At 70.6% G+C, this 13,514-nt stretch carries 14 protein-coding genes and 1 pseudogene; 8 read left to right on the forward strand and 7 right to left on the reverse strand.

The genetic code is table 11. From position 1 onward, the window contains the following. Window positions 1–258 precede the first annotated feature (258 nt). Window positions 259–1,397 (forward strand): annotated as a pseudogene (locus tag AB5J87_RS36965) (IS3 family transposase); the annotation flags it as partial. A gap of 89 nt (window positions 1,398–1,486) precedes the next feature. Here AB5J87_RS36965 and AB5J87_RS36970 read toward each other — a convergent pair. The 5 genes from AB5J87_RS36970 to AB5J87_RS36990 form a co-directional block, all read right to left on the reverse strand. Then, window positions 1,487–2,110 (reverse strand): hypothetical protein, encoded by a 624-nt coding sequence (locus AB5J87_RS36970; RefSeq protein ID WP_369383137.1) that lies wholly within the window; start codon window positions 2,108–2,110, stop codon window positions 1,487–1,489. Between the two features lie 65 nt (window positions 2,111–2,175). Next, window positions 2,176–2,547, reverse strand: coding sequence for an STAS domain-containing protein (locus AB5J87_RS36975; RefSeq protein ID WP_369383138.1), 372 nt, complete (start codon window positions 2,545–2,547; stop codon window positions 2,176–2,178). Window positions 2,548–2,895: 348 nt separating this feature from the next. Next, entirely contained in the window at window positions 2,896–3,066 is a 171-nt protein-coding gene (locus AB5J87_RS36980; RefSeq protein ID WP_369383139.1) for a hypothetical protein, read from the reverse strand. 35 nt (window positions 3,067–3,101) lie between these two features. Continuing rightward, window positions 3,102–3,458, reverse strand: coding sequence for a PRC-barrel domain-containing protein (locus tag AB5J87_RS36985; protein WP_369383140.1), 357 nt, complete (start codon window positions 3,456–3,458; stop codon window positions 3,102–3,104). A gap of 163 nt (window positions 3,459–3,621) precedes the next feature. Beyond that, window positions 3,622–5,502: a SpoIIE family protein phosphatase gene (locus tag AB5J87_RS36990; protein ID WP_369383141.1), complete on the reverse strand. Its 1,881-nt coding sequence runs from the start codon at window positions 5,500–5,502 to the stop codon at window positions 3,622–3,624. A 346-nt stretch (window positions 5,503–5,848) separates the two neighbouring features. Between AB5J87_RS36990 and AB5J87_RS36995 the strand changes: the two genes are divergently transcribed. After that, a complete protein-coding gene (locus AB5J87_RS36995) occupies window positions 5,849–6,838 on the forward strand; it encodes an acyl-CoA desaturase (RefSeq protein ID WP_369383142.1) in 990 nt (329 codons plus the stop codon). A 116-nt stretch (window positions 6,839–6,954) separates the two neighbouring features. Here the strand turns inward: AB5J87_RS36995 and AB5J87_RS37000 are convergent, their stop codons facing one another. Then, on the reverse strand, window positions 6,955–8,169 hold the full coding sequence (locus AB5J87_RS37000; RefSeq protein WP_369383143.1) for an IS110 family transposase: 1,215 nt from the start codon (window positions 8,167–8,169) through the stop codon (window positions 6,955–6,957). 238 nt (window positions 8,170–8,407) lie between these two features. Here AB5J87_RS37000 and AB5J87_RS37005 point away from each other — a divergent pair, with 238 nt between their 5' ends. The 6 genes from AB5J87_RS37005 to AB5J87_RS37030 all read left to right on the forward strand — a co-directional run bounded on the left by AB5J87_RS37005 (window position 8,408) and on the right by AB5J87_RS37030 (window position 13,178). Continuing rightward, window positions 8,408–8,764, forward strand: coding sequence for a PRC-barrel domain-containing protein (locus AB5J87_RS37005; RefSeq protein ID WP_369383764.1), 357 nt, complete (start codon window positions 8,408–8,410; stop codon window positions 8,762–8,764). A 129-nt stretch (window positions 8,765–8,893) separates the two neighbouring features. After that, on the forward strand, window positions 8,894–9,124 hold the full coding sequence (locus AB5J87_RS37010) for a DUF6296 family protein (RefSeq protein WP_369383144.1): 231 nt from the start codon (window positions 8,894–8,896) through the stop codon (window positions 9,122–9,124). Between the two features lie 202 nt (window positions 9,125–9,326). Then, window positions 9,327–10,448, forward strand: coding sequence for a glutamate--cysteine ligase (locus AB5J87_RS37015; RefSeq protein WP_369383145.1), 1,122 nt, complete (start codon window positions 9,327–9,329; stop codon window positions 10,446–10,448). A gap of 441 nt (window positions 10,449–10,889) precedes the next feature. Then, window positions 10,890–11,093, forward strand: a complete 204-nt coding sequence (locus AB5J87_RS37020; RefSeq protein ID WP_369383146.1) for a cold-shock protein — start codon at window positions 10,890–10,892, stop codon at window positions 11,091–11,093. Between the two features lie 253 nt (window positions 11,094–11,346). Continuing rightward, window positions 11,347–12,792, forward strand: coding sequence for a DEAD/DEAH box helicase (locus AB5J87_RS37025; protein WP_369383147.1), 1,446 nt, complete (start codon window positions 11,347–11,349; stop codon window positions 12,790–12,792). 77 nt (window positions 12,793–12,869) lie between these two features. Next, on the forward strand, window positions 12,870–13,178 hold the full coding sequence (locus tag AB5J87_RS37030) for an SCO5918 family protein (RefSeq protein WP_369383148.1): 309 nt from the start codon (window positions 12,870–12,872) through the stop codon (window positions 13,176–13,178). On the opposite strand, the gene AB5J87_RS37035 is transcribed toward AB5J87_RS37030, so the two are convergent. Beyond that, window positions 13,136–13,504 carry a beta-ketoacyl synthase N-terminal-like domain-containing protein gene (locus AB5J87_RS37035; RefSeq protein ID WP_369383149.1) on the reverse strand — a complete coding sequence of 123 codons (369 nt, stop codon included), beginning with the start codon at window positions 13,502–13,504 and terminating at the stop codon, window positions 13,136–13,138. The genes AB5J87_RS37030 and AB5J87_RS37035 overlap by 43 nt on opposite strands. Window positions 13,505–13,514: the final 10 nt, after the last annotated feature.

A 13,514-nucleotide genomic window follows, 5' to 3' on the forward strand; every position in this document is an offset into this window, starting at 1 on the left:
CGTGTACGCACCCGAGCTGAATGATCCCATCCCGCCCGTCGAGTACGAAGCGAACCACTACCTGAACACCACGAAACCCCAGGTCACACCCAACATCTGAGATCTCTACCGAACCCGGAACGGTTCATCGCCGATGCTTGAGGCGGAGCGTGTCAAGCGCCTTGTCATGAGGGTGATGGCGGCCCGGAGCCTGACCCCGGATGTTGGACACCAGAGACACTTGGATCTTGAGGATCTGAGGACTGGAGTCCTGTACTGATGGTGATGAAGCACGACCCGGCCGAGTTCAAGGCGGACGCGGTCGCGTTGTACCGGTCACGGCCCGGGGCGACGATCGAGCCGGTCGCCGCGGACCTGGGTGTGAACACCGAGACGCTGCGGAACTGGATACGCGCGGCCGAAGGCCGTCGCACGGGCGGTCACACCGTGCCGCGTCCCGCCGTGCCGGCGGAGGCCGAGGGGTTGGAGGCGGAGGTTGTCGCCTTGCGCAGGCGGGTGCGTGAGCTGGAGGAGGAGCGCGAGATCCTGCAGAAGGCGGCGAAGTATTTCGCCGGGGCGACGCGCTGGTGGACCGTTTCCAGTGCGTCGCCGACCTGCGCGCCGACTTCGGCGTGAAGCGTTTGTGCCAGGTCCTCGGGATCTCCCGCTCGAGCCTCTACTACTGGCAGGCCACCGCGCCCGCCAGGGCCACCCGGCAGGCGGCCGACGAGAAGCTGACCGCGATGATCGCGGCCGTCCATGCCGACTCCGACGGAACCTACGGCGTCCCCAGAGTCACCGCCGAGCTCCGCGAGAGCGGCGGCGAGCCGGTGAACCACAAGAAAGTCGCCCGGCTGATGAAGACCGCTGGCATCGCCGGGTTCCGGCTGCGCAGGAAGCACCGGACCACCGTCGCGGACCCGGCCGCAGCGAAGGCCCCGGACCTGATCGGCCGCGACTTCACCGCCACCGAAGTGAACGCCAAGTACGTCGGCGACATCACCTGTCTGCCGGTCGGTGGCGGGGAGTTCTGCTACCTGGCGACCGTCATTGACCTGTGTTCGAGACGGCTCACGGGCTGGGCGATCGCGGACCACATGCGCGCCGATCTGGTCGTCGACGCCCTGGCCGCGGCCGAGCGGACCCGCGGCAGCCTCGCCGGAGCGATCCTGCACACCGACCACGGTCAGTACAGCTCCCGGGCCTTCGCCGACGCCTGCCGCCGGGCCGGCGTCCGGCAGTCCATGGGCGCCGTCGGGTCCAGCGCGGACAACGCCGCCGCAGAATGCTGGAACGCGACCATGAAACGCGAGACCCTCCAGGGCCGGGAGAGCTGGTCAAGCGAACACGAAGCCCGCCTCGAGCACTTCCGCTGGCTGCACCGCTACAACACCGTCCGCCGACACAGCCGCCTCGGGCACCGCAGTCCATCACATACGAACACGCACCCGACCGAACATCAACTACGCTGGCACAAGCCGCATAACCCTGTGTCCAGCATCCGGGGTCAGGCCCCCTCAGCGGAAGCCCAGCGGTGAACTGCGGCAGAACGCCGACGTGGCGAACGAGGTGTTCCGGAGCCGCCGTCGGGCGGAATGACCAGGACCCGCTTCTCCGTCCGGCTCGGCGGCCGCCAAAGAGCGCCGATGTCCTCCCAGCCCCAGGAGTGGAAGGCGGCATGGGTCGTGCGGTCCGTACTGCTCACCAGCGTCACGCCGAGCAAGGACTGGCGGGCCGCGAGCAACTGCTCCTGCAACCGCTGGGGGAGGCCGTGATCCTGGGCGTGCGGATGCGCCATGACGTGTGTGACAGCAAGGATGCGCCCGGCTGCGGTGAGCCGGGTGATCCTGTCCGCCAGCGGTCCCTCGAAGCCGAGCCACCAGTTCGCGTCCGGTCGGACGGGATAGCCGAAGGCGCACCCGGCCAGTACCGTCGTCTCGGCGGTGAGGAGGACGAACCCGGGCTGGCGCGCGCTGGCGGCCAGGCGCCGTAAGAAGTCGTCTCGATCGGCGCGGCCCTCGGCCGATGGATCGGCGGGATCCGTCATGGCGAGACAGGACTCCAGGTACAGGTCCGCCAGGTGTTGCCGGAGGTCTTCTGCCTGACGGCGGTTCAGCCGTCGCAGCCGCACCCCCTCCATGGGTGACCCGGCCGAACCGGGGGGCCTGTGGCGCCGCTCCCGCCTGGGTCGGCCTGTCATCGGGTGACGCCCGCGGTCGCGACCGGAACCGGCTGATCGGGCACCGTTCGGGGGACGGAATGCACCAGGAAGGTGCTGCCGGTGAGTTCGAGCAGCCGGTGGAGGGCGGAGGAAGGGTAGTGCAGCCGCAGGGATCCTCCCGCCGTCGTCGTCAGTTCAGCCGCGTCGAGGAAGGTGTTGAGGCCGCTGCAGTCGCAGAAGGTGACGGGGGTGAGGTCGATGTCGACGGTACGGATGCCGTCGCGCAGACACCGCGCCAGTGTCTCCTGGAGCAGTGGCACGGTGGCCAGGTCGATCTCACCGGCGAGAGTGATGAGGGCTCGGGTGTTCCGGTCGTGACGGTAGACGTTCAGCTGGGGGAGGGACATGGCGCCTCGTTCGGGTGGCCCGCTGCGCAATGAGGTACGAGGCGTTGGAGCGGGTGCGTCGCCCTGCATGTCGCGGTACGGGTTTCGGTGCGGGCGGAGGCAGATGACCGGTTTTGATGGCGGGCCCGGGTCCAGGCCCGGCATGGTGGGATCAGTCCTCTGGGAATGCGCCTGCCGACAGGACTGGAGTTCGCTCCGGCGGGGCATTGTGGTCAACCGACATGTGCCGCCGGGGGCTCGGGCGTACGTACAGCAGCATAGCCCGCGTGTCGAGGCTGCGAGAGACAGCGGTGAGCCTCCTTCCGACGCCCTCTGGGGCGGAAGGCCGGGGGATCGTCTCGGTGCCGGTCAGCGCACGGGGCGTCGGTGTGAACGCCGGGACAGGCGTGTGCCGAAGAAGGCGACGTCGGCCACCAGGACGACGACGCCGATGACCAGCAGGTAGCCCAGACCGTCCGCGACCGCGCCGATCAGTCCCAGGACGATGGCCGTGAGGATGAGGAACAGGAAGATCGCCATGACGCGGGCGCCTCTTTCGTGTCGGGGAAGTGCGGTCAGCGGCGCGCGAGCTGGCGCTCGCCCTCGGCGCCCTGCCGGTACTCCATGCCGTAGTGCTGGAAGATTCCCTCCTCCCGCTCGGCGGGCAGTACGTCGTCCGTGCCGATGGACGGGCACTGCCGTACGAGCCCCTTGGGATGGGCGACCTTGACGTAGTGCGGTCCGAGGACCGCCTCGCCGAGCGGGACGAAGACCAGACGGCGGCGGGTCGGCAGACCGGTCAGGACCGTGGCCATGGCCGGCTCGTCGGTGCTCGTGTCCACGTAGACCGCTTCCAGTACTCCGATCTTGTGGCCCTTCGGGTCGACCACGTCGTGATTGCGCCACTCGCGGATATCGGCTGAGGTGATCATGCCTGTCCTCCGTCTCTCCGGCCTGCCCGCTCTTCCGGAGTGCCCCCGTTCGCGCGCGACAGCCGTGTCCGGCACTGCCCGCTGGTCTGCGGCCACACTCCAGCCGAGTCGGCTTCGAGCCGGCGGGAGGCGAGGCGGGTTCGTCCGTGAGGCAACGCCGCTGTCAGCGCGGCTGGGTGCGGTGGCGCGGTGAGGGAAGGCGCAGGGCCAGTACGACGACGTCGTCTTCGCGCGCCGGATCCGCCGGGGTGCCGCTGAGCCGTCGCAGCAGTTCGGCCAGTGGGAGGTCGCTGTGCCGGGCGAGCAGGGCGGCGAGTTGTGCGAGGGATGCGTCGATGTCGCGGCCGCGGGTCTCGATGAGCCCGTCGGTGTAGAGCAGCAGCGTCGAGCCCGCGGGAAGGACGCGCTGGTGCTCGGTGCGCTGGACCGGCCCCATGCCGTGGTGGAAGAGGATGTCGTGCTCCACCAAGGCGGTCACGCGGCCGTCGGCGGTACGGAGCAGTGGTGGCGGGTGGCCGGCGTTGGACCAGGTCAGTGTCCAGTCGGGACCGCCGTGCGTGCGGTCGAGGCGCGCGTGCACCAGGGTGCCGCTGGCGTTGATGGGCAGGACCGAGCACGCCGCGTCGAGGGCGGTCAAAGCGGTGGCGGGGCTGTACGGCGGGTGGTCGAGGGTGGCCTGGCGCAGCATGCTGCGGACCTGGCCCATGATCGTCGCGGCGTGCATGTCGTGGCCGGTGATGTCCCCGACGGTGACCATGAGTGCTGCTGGCTCACCGGATGAAGCGGGCGGCAGGTGGTAGGCGTCGTACCAGTCCCCGCCGATCATGTCACCGACTGCGGCCGGCTGGTACAGGGCGCTGATCTCGATGTGGTCGGCCAGGGGGAGATCGGTGAGCATGGCTTCCTGCAGCTGGCGGGCCACGGAGACACGTTCGTCGAGGTACAGGGCGCGTTCCACGGCCTGTGCGATGTAACCGGAGGCGGCGGTGAGCGTGGCGCGCTCGGTGACGCCCACTTCGTGCCGCTTGGACCAGCAGACCGCGACGACGCCCAGCAGGGCGCGGCTGCCCCACAGCGGCAGGCAGAACGTCGTGGTGAAGCCCATCCGGTCGAAGGAAGCGACCGCCTCGGGGCTGTATTCGGCCACGAGCGCCTCGCGGTCGGGCACGAAGACCGCCCGCCGCTCCCGCATGGCGCGAGCGCTCGGGAACGCCTCGGTCATCGGCAGGGCGAGGGTTTCGCGTTCCACCGCGTGCTCGATGTCCGGATCGGGGATCCGGTGGAGTGTGTCTTCGCCGGCGACGAGCAAGCCGACGTACGAGGGCTTCCCGGCGCCGACGAAGAGGTCCCGCAGCCGTCGTCGTAGGTCGTCCAGTCCGGACGTCTGGGCCAGTTCCTCCGACGCTCTCAGCAGCAGCTCGGCGTGGTCGAGGCCGGTCTGGGCTTCCCTCTCCAGACGCTGGGCGTCGCTCCTGGCGTGTTCGGCGGCGGCCCGCGCGGTCTCCAGCACCATCTGCGTGGACCGGCTCTGTGCCGACAGTATGCGCAGGCGCAGCTCCGCGGAGCAGGCCGCTGCCAGGTCCTCCAGGTCGGGCAGTTCGCTGGCACTCCAGCTCCGCGGCCGGTGGTCGATGGCGCACAGCATGCCCAGGACGAGCCCGTCAAGGTCGGTCAGGGGCATGGACGCGTACGCGACGATTCCGAGATCCGCGAGGGCCGGGCCGCCGAGAAGCCGCTTGTCGGCGCGGGCGTCCGGCACGGCCAGGGCCTGGCCCGCGGCCGCCGTGTACGGGCCTGGCGCATGCGACAGCGGCAGCGCCCGGCTCGTTGCCCAGGGCTCTCCCAGTCCGACTTGCCCGGGGAGGATCCAGCGGTCGTCCTCGATCAGCGAGACGAGGGCCACCGGCACGTGGAGCAAGCGCGAGACCAGCCGGGCGAACCGGTCCATCCCGGTGTCGGAAGCCGCCGACAGGCCGGCCAGCCGCAAGGCCCGCCGGCGTGTGGCGCCCGGGTCCGCCCTGGATTCCCGGCCCTGATTCGGCATCCGCCCTCCGGTCCCGACGTCCCGAGGCCATCAACAGCATCGTAGAGCAGCGGGAGGCTCATCGCGTCGGACTGGGGGCGCTGAGGGCGGCGGTGGGCGGGCGAGCGGCCTGCCGAACGGGCTGGGCGTTGCCATGTTTGCCCGGTCGGCCGCGGGGAACTCGACGACGCGGCGCCGAAGGCGAACCGGGCTGCGCGGAGGCTTGCGCAGGCTGCGGGGACACCTGCCCGGTCAGTGGTCCTCGCGCTCCCGGCCGCCCGTCGCACGCCCCGTTCTCGGGGCGGTCCCGCAGCGCGGCCCAAGACCCCGGCAGCTCTTTCCTCGCCACCATCCCAAGGAGCCCCGGGTGCCCAGTAGCACACGCACCACCGCACCGCCGGACGTGACCGGCCGACCGCTTGTGTACGACGGCAAGACGCCCTTCCCTCTCAGCGAGCCCCCTCGGCGGTCCTCCGCCGAGCGGATCCACCTGGCGGTGACCGGGCTGATCGTGGCCTTCCCGTTCCTGGCCCTGGTTCTGGGCGGTTGGCTGCTGTGGGGCAGCCTCATCGGCCCCCTCGACGTACTGCTCGCCCTGCTTTGCTATGTCGTGACCGGACTCGGGGTCACGGCCGGCTTCCACCGGCTGCTGACCCATCGCAGCTACACCGCCCGCCCCGCGCTCGGCGTCGCACTCGCCGTGGCTGGCTCGATGAGCTTCCAGGGTGATGTGATCGCCTGGGTCGCCCTGCACCGCCGTCACCACGCCTTCACCGACCAACCCGGTGACCCGCACTCACCGTTCCGCTACGGGACCACGCTGCGCGGGCAGTTGCGGGGCCTGGTCCACGCGCATGTGGGCTGGCTGTTCAGCGGCGAATCACCCGCAGCCGAGCGGTACGCTCCGGATCTGCTGGCCGACCGTCACATGCGGGTGCTGGCACGGGTCTTCCCGGGGCTGTGCGTCCTGAGCCTGGCACTGCCGTGCGCGGCGGGCTGGGCCCTCGGAGGCAGCCCGCATGCCGCGCTGACCGCCCTGCTGTGGGCCGGTCTGGTGCGCGTGGCCCTGCTCCAGCACGTGACGTGGAGCGTCAACTCGCTGTGCCACATGATCGGCGCGCGCCCCTTCCGCACCCGCCGCCATGACCGGGCGACCAACCTGTGGCCGCTCGCCGTGCTCTCCTTCGGGGAGAGCTGGCACAACCTGCACCACGCCGACCCCACCTGTGCCCGGCACGGCGTCGACCGGGGCCAGATCGATCTGACTGCCTTCACCATCCGCCTTTTCGAGCGGCTGGGCTGGGCGACCGATGTGCACTGGCCCCTGCCCGGACGGCTCGACAACCGGCGCGTCTGAGAAGTGGGTGGGGACCCTGTGATGCCCCTTCCGCTTGTCGTCGACGCGCTCCGCCCGAAGAGGAAGGGATTCCCAATTATGCTGTCAAGTCCCGGGGATGACGCTTCGTGACTGGATCATGCCGCCATGGCCGCGGGTTGGGCTGCGGTGGTCGCGAAGACGCGGTGGTCGCGTATCAGGGCCCAGAGCACGTTCAGGCGGCGCCTGGCCAGAGCGAGAACAGCCTGCTTGTGGGACTTCCCCTCGGCGCGTTTGCGGTGGTAGAAGCGTTTCGACTCAGGGCAGTGCACCGAGGCGACCTGCGCGGAGAGGTAGAACATCCGCAGGAGGCGGCGGCTGTAGCGGCGGGGTCTGCGCAGGTTGCCGCTGACCTTGCCCGAATCGCGGGGAACGGGGGCGAGTCCGGCGACGCCAGCGAGCCGGTCCGGTGTGCCGAAGGCGCTCATGTCGCCGCCGGTGGCGGCGATGAACTCCGCACCCAGCATGTCGCCGATGCCGGGCATGGAAGTAATCACCTCGGCATCGGGATGCTCGCGAAACCGGCCCTCGATCAGGGCTTCCAGTTCCGCGATCTCCTGGTCGAGGGCCATCACCTCCCGAGTGAGGGTGTGGACCATCTTGGCGGCGGTTCTCTCCCCGGGCACCACCGTGTGCTGGGCCTCGCCCGCGGTCACTGCCGCGTCCGCGGCGCTCTTGGCGAGAGCGAGGGTGCGGACGCCATGGTTCTTCAGCCAGGTCGCCAGCCGGGCCCTGCCGACGCGACGCAGGGCGGCCGGCGTCTGGTACTTGGTGAGCAGAACGAGCGCGGTCTTGGACGCGCTGTAGTCGAAGGCCCGCTCCAAGGCGGGGAAGTACTCCAGCATCTGGGCCCTCAGCCGGTTGATCGCTCTCGTGCGGTCCGCAGACAGGTCCATGCGGCGGGCCGTGAGGATCTTCAGGTCGACTGCGATTTCACTGGTCTCCTGCAGCGGTTGCAGGTCGCGGCGCATCCGAGCCTGGTCAGCGATGACGAAGGCGTCCTTCGCGTCCGTCTTGCCGCTGCCCCGGTAGGCGCCGGAGGCGTGATGAACGGTTCGGCCGGGGATGTAGAACAGCCGCTGCCCGTGGTTGACCAGCAGGGCGATCCACAGCGCGGCGCCACCGGCGTTGAGGTCGACCGCCCACGTGACGGGGATGTCGTCCGCCAAGTCAAGGACGTTGCCCAGCAGTTGCAGCAACTCGTCCTCGTTGTTGGGCACCCGCTGCGAGAGCTGTATCCGGCCCTCGGCGTCGATGACCGTGCAGTGGTGCTCGGCCTTGCCCGCGTCTGTCCCGGCCCACAGTTCGGGCACCGGCCCCTCCTTCGTCGCTCTTCCGTGCTGTCCCAGCAGACGACCTCGCTGTCACGTCCATACAAGCGATTCAGTTCGCGCATCCCAATCAGCAGCCGAGTCGTCGCGGGGCGCCGGGCGGCCAATCCCTTCAAGCCACACACGCGGCAACACGATGACAGCCACACCCGGCACCCCTGGGCGTCCCGATCCTACGAATGACCGCGATCAACCCACGAAGAAAGGTATGGAGAGCACCATGATCGAGTCCGCGCCCCTGCGCGAATGGCGCAATCAGGCAGTCGTGGACGAGGAGGACCACAAGATCGGGGTCTTGGAGGGGATCTACGTGGACACCGCGACCGACAGACCCGCCATGGCCACCGTACGGTGCGGTCTTCCCACCCGGAACCGGCTGCTGTTCGTCCTGGTGGCCGAAGCCATCGTGGGCCCGGGCTATGTGAAGGTGCCTTATCCCAGGGCCCTGGTGCGCAAGGCCCCTCCCATCGGGACGGACGACGTGCTGCCCGCCGGGCAGGAACCGGAGATCTTCCAGTACTACGGCCTCGTCTACCAGCCCGGTATGTCGGGCGAGCGCCAACTGGCACGGCGCTGACCACCGGGCCCCCACCGTCCGGGCGCCGTGCAAGATGCGCGCGGCGGGCGTGCGGCCGAGCATGGGCGTGAGCGCTGTCCGATCCGTGCGCAGTGGCTTGCCCGGTATTCCGAGGACGGATGGAAGACGATGCGGACCCAGAGGTACGAGCTGGTCTTCGAGGGCGGTCCCGAGCCGGGGCAGGACATCGTGGTGGTGTCCGTGACCGGGCAGAAGGGGCCGGGCGGGCACCCCGTGTACGCCGACGACACCGGCATCGTCAGGGCTGAGATCAGCGACCGGGGCGAGGTCCGTGTGCTGGCCAGCAGCGGTGGCCAGGAACCGGCCCGGCCGGTGCGCGCGCGAGCGCTGCCGTCCTGAGTAACCGTCCCGGGCACCCGCCGTCTCGCCCGCCGCCGCTCATCCCGGTGAGCGGCCCGACGGCGGCGGGTATCGCGGAGGCCGACGGTGCGCCTGCCGCGCGCCGGCCCGCCGGATGCCGCCCGTCCTGGTCAGCGCCCGCAGGGCGGGGTCGGGGCAGCGGCGTGAGAGGTGATGCGGACAGCGGAGGATGGGCGACTGCATGCGGAGCATGGGCGTGGAAGAGGAGCTGTTGCTGGTCGATGCCGGCAGCGGTGAGCCGCTGGCACTGTCGGGGGCCGTGCTGGCGGCCGCGGACGGGGCGGCCGGGCAGCTGGCGGAGGGTGGCGGGCCGTGGGGGCACGCCTTCGAGAACGAGCTGCAGAAGGAGCAGGTGGAGTTCGCCACCAAACCGGTGACGGAGGCGGGCGAGCTCCTGGAGGAGATCACCCGCTGGCGAGCGCAGGCGGCGCGGCACGCTGCGTCCGCCGGGGCGCTGGTCGCGGCCCTCGGTACCTCCCCGCTGCCGGTGCGGCCCTCGTTGAGCACGGGCAGGCGGTACCAGTGGGTCGGCGAGCAGTTCGGCCTGACCGCGCAGGAGCAACTGACCTGCGGCTGCCACGTCCATGTGTCGGTCGAGTCGGACGAGGAGGGCGTCGCGGTCCTGGACCGGATCCGCCCGTGGCTGCCGGTGCTGACGGCGATGAGCGCGAACTCGCCGTTCTGGCAGGGGGAGGACAGTGGATACGAGAGCTACCGCAGCCGGGTGTGGAACCGGTTGCCCTCTGCCGGGCCCACGGACGTCTTCGGGTCCGCCGATCGGTATCACGAGCAGGTGCGCGCGATGCTCGGCACCGGTGTGCTGCGCGACGAGGGGATGATGTACTTCGACGCCCGCCTGTCCGCCGCCTACCCGACGGTGGAAGTCAGGGTCGCGGACGTCTGCCTGGAGGCGTCGACCCCGGTCCTGCTGGCGGCCCTGGTCCGCGGCCTGGTCGAGACCGCCGCCCGCGCCTGGCGGGACGGACGGCCTCCGGCCAGGGTCGGTACGGGCCTGCTGCGGCTGGCGGCTTGGCGCGCCGGGCGCTCGGGGCTGGACGGGCCGCTCATCGATCCCCGGACGATGCGCGAGACGTCGCCGGAAGGGGCTGTCGAGGCGCTCTGCAGCCACGTGTGCGAAGCCCTGGTAGACCACGGGGACGAGCATCGAGTCCGGGAGGGCATCGCCCGCCTGCTGGAGCACGGCAACGGGGCTCGCGTCCAGCGCGGGCTGCTGCGCACGCAGGGCACGCTCGGCGCTGTGGCCACCCGCTGTGCGGAGATCACCGTCGGCGGCAGCGCCTGAGCCGGGTGCGGTGCGTCGCTGCCGGCGGTCCGGGTGCCGTGTGGCAGGACCTCGGACGCACCGCGGCTGCCGCTCGCCGTCGGGCCGGGGCAGTGGGCCGCTGCCCACGGAGCCCGCGAAAACGGCCTCGGCGCGAGACCGGATTTCACGATCAAAATCTGTTCCGACCGCAAGAGATTTTGACGTGCGCGCTCAGGATTTCTTGTGCGGTGAGCGGTGACGGATTATTGACCAGTGCGGTTTCCGGTATTCCGTGCTACTGTCAATCTCAGTTGCAGTTGTGGTTCCCAAAAACTTCAAGTGCCCTCACCGTCGCTCTGTAGCCAGGGTGGGTGGGAGCGCTTTTGTGTGTTCCGGTCGTTTCTCCGGGTGGGGCAATCATCGCAGTGACGCGGGATCCGCACGGTGCGGGTTCCGGGAAATGCCCCGAAGGAGATTGACATGGCTGCCGGTACCGTCAAGTGGTTCAACGCGGAAAAGGGCTTCGGCTTCATCGAGCAGGAGGGCGGCGGCCCGGATGTGTTCGCCCACTACTCGAACATCGCCGCCCAGGGTTTCCGCGAGCTCCAGGAAGGTCAGAAGGTGACCTTCGATGTCGCGCAGGGCCAGAAGGGCCCGACGGCCGAGAACATCGTTCTCGCCTGATCTGACGCATGACGCGTCCCGCCGCGGAGGCGGTGGGCGCGTGCGTCGCAGCTGGGGCCCGCACCTTGGGGTGCGGGCCCCAGCTCGTTTTGTTTCGGGGCCGCGCCCCGGACCGTATCGCCTCGCATCCCACACATCAGATGGGCTCGTTCTTGCGATTCCCCGTGCCTCCCTTTTTCCCCGGGAATTCCTTGATGCGTGCCGCCGCAAGCAGCATCAAGAAAGGTTCCTCTTGAACCGCACACGTACGGGCATGCAGTCGCATTCACGCACAGGCGCCCGTTCATCCGGATCCGGATCTCGTTCCGGCTCCCGTTCCGGGGGCGGCCGCCGCCCTTCCGCCGCGCAGGGCGAATTCACGCCACCGCAGACGCCCACCCCCGCACTCCCGGCCGTCGAGACCTTCACCGACCTGCCCCTGCCCCGCCCGCTCCTGGCGGCGCTGAGCGCACAGGGCATCACCGTGCCCTTCCCGATCCAGGCAGCCACCCTGCCGAACTCCCTGGTGGGCCGCGACGTGCTGGGCCGGGGCCGCACCGGCTCGGGCAAGACCCTCGCCTTCGGCCTCGCCGTTCTGGCCCGTACGGCGGGACAGCGCGCCGAGCCCCGCCAGCCGCTGGCGCTCGTGCTCGTGCCGACCCGTGAGCTCGCGCAGCAGGTCACCGACGCGCTCACCCCGTACGCCCGCTCGCTCAGGCTGCGCCTCACCGCCGTGGTCGGCGGAATGCCGCTCGGCAAGCAGGCGGGCGTGTTGCGCTCGGGTGCCGAGGTCGTCGTGGCGACCCCCGGCCGTCTGGAAGACCTCATCCAGCGCGGCGACTGCCGGCTCGACCACGTCGCGATCACCGTCCTGGACGAAGCCGACCAGATGGCCGACATGGGCTTCCTGCCCCAGGTGACCGCGCTCCTGGACCAGGTGCGCCCCGAGGGCCAGCGGATGCTGTTCTCGGCCACCCTGGACCGCAACGTGGATCTGCTGGTCCGGCGCTACCTCGCCGACCCGGTCGTCCACTCCGTCGACCCGTCGGCAGGCGCGGTCACCACGATGGAGCACCACGTGCTCCACGTCCACGGCTCCGACAAGCACCGGACGACCACCGAGATCGCCGCCCGGGACGGCCGGGTGCTGATGTTCCTGGACACCAAGCACGCCGTCGACCGGCTCACCGAGCACCTGCTCAGCAACGGCGTACGGGCGGCCGCCCTGCACGGCGGCAAGTCCCAGCCGCAGCGCACCCGGACCCTGTCCCGCTTCAGGACGGGCCAGGTGACGGTCCTGGTGGCCACCAACGTCGCGGCGCGCGGCATCCACGTCGACGACCTCGACCTGGTCGTCAATGTCGACCCGCCCGCCGACCACAAGGACTACCTCCACCGCGGCGGCCGCACCGCCCGCGCCGGTGCCTCCGGCAGCGTCGTCACCCTGGTGACACCCAACCAGCGCCGCGGCATGAGCCGCCTGATGGCGACGGCCGGGATCGTCCCCCGGACCACGCAAGTGCGCTCCGGGGACCGGGAGCTGACCCGGATCACCGGCGCGCAGTCCCCGTCGGGCACCCCGGTCACGATCGCGGTGCCGGCCGCGGAGCGCCCGCGGCGCGGCGCGACACCGCCGCCGCGCGGGCGCCGAGGTACGGGCCGGGACCGAGCGGTACGCGGCACGGGGCCGCGGCGGCCGGGCGCGGGGGCAGCGGCATGAGCCGGGAGGCAGGGCAGAGCCCGCACGAGCCCCACTCCTCCCACTTCCCCTCCCCGTCTTTCCTCCCCGGAGGTTCCATGCGCTGTGTCATCGCCCGCTTTCCGTTCGACCTTTCCAAGAGCGGGGTGGAGGACACGATGGACGGCGTCAGGCCCCAGCCGGTTGACGGCGCGTCCGTGACGATCGGCCACCGCCGTTACCCCGTCATGCAGGTCGGCGAGGTCATCACGCGCCAAGACCGCCGCGACTTCAGTGCCCGAGAGGTCGTCCGCGCGATGACCCTCCTGGGCTTCGCGTGCCGTGTCGCCCCCGAGGCGATGCCCGCGCGCACGCTGACACCGCTTCAGGCGGCGTCGGCGCTGCTGGGCGCGCGGCCCACCGGGTAACAGCGGAGTACGGACGGGGCCCGGCCGACACGTGTCGGCCGGGCCCCGTCCGTGTCCCGACGTGACGGAGGCGCCGGCGCGTCCTGGCCCGGCTCGAAACCGCTCACATCAACCAGGAAAGCGCCCCACCGGGATGCTGTCCTGCCGGCGATGCCCGGCTCCGGCTCGTAGACGGCGTCGATGTCCCACCGGTGTGCCGGGACCTCGTCCACCACGTTCCGGCCGTCTCTCAGGACCTGCCACAGCACTGCGGGTGAATCGATTCCCCCAGCGAACCGGCACCCGATACCGATCACGGCGATTGGCGCGTCCTTCGGCGCAGACATGCCGGCCCCT

Source organism: Streptomyces sp. cg36 (assembly GCF_041080675.1).
GTDB lineage: Bacteria > Actinomycetota > Actinomycetes > Streptomycetales > Streptomycetaceae > Streptomyces.

Bases quoted from the DNA above. Each gene is read 5' to 3' on its own strand.
- AB5J87_RS36975 (WP_369383138.1), bottom strand. From the start codon at position 2,547: ATGTCCCTCCCCCAGCTGAACGTCTACCGTCACGACCGGAACACCCGA.
- AB5J87_RS36980 (WP_369383139.1), bottom strand. From the start codon at position 3,066: ATGGCGATCTTCCTGTTCCTCATCCTCACGGCCATCGTCCTGGGACTG.
- AB5J87_RS36985 (WP_369383140.1), bottom strand. From the start codon at position 3,458: ATGATCACCTCAGCCGATATCCGCGAGTGGCGCAATCACGACGTGGTC.
- AB5J87_RS36990 (WP_369383141.1), bottom strand. From the start codon at position 5,502: ATGCCGAATCAGGGCCGGGAATCCAGGGCGGACCCGGGCGCCACACGC.
- AB5J87_RS37005 (WP_369383764.1), top strand. From the start codon at position 8,408: ATGATCGAGTCCGCGCCCCTGCGCGAATGGCGCAATCAGGCAGTCGTG.
- AB5J87_RS37010 (WP_369383144.1), top strand. From the start codon at position 8,894: ATGCGGACCCAGAGGTACGAGCTGGTCTTCGAGGGCGGTCCCGAGCCG.
- AB5J87_RS37015 (WP_369383145.1), top strand. From the start codon at position 9,327: ATGCGGAGCATGGGCGTGGAAGAGGAGCTGTTGCTGGTCGATGCCGGC.
- AB5J87_RS37020 (WP_369383146.1), top strand. From the start codon at position 10,890: ATGGCTGCCGGTACCGTCAAGTGGTTCAACGCGGAAAAGGGCTTCGGC.
- AB5J87_RS37025 (WP_369383147.1), top strand. From the start codon at position 11,347: ATGCAGTCGCATTCACGCACAGGCGCCCGTTCATCCGGATCCGGATCT.
- AB5J87_RS37030 (WP_369383148.1), top strand. From the start codon at position 12,870: ATGCGCTGTGTCATCGCCCGCTTTCCGTTCGACCTTTCCAAGAGCGGG.
- AB5J87_RS37035 (WP_369383149.1), bottom strand. From the start codon at position 13,504: ATGTCTGCGCCGAAGGACGCGCCAATCGCCGTGATCGGTATCGGGTGC.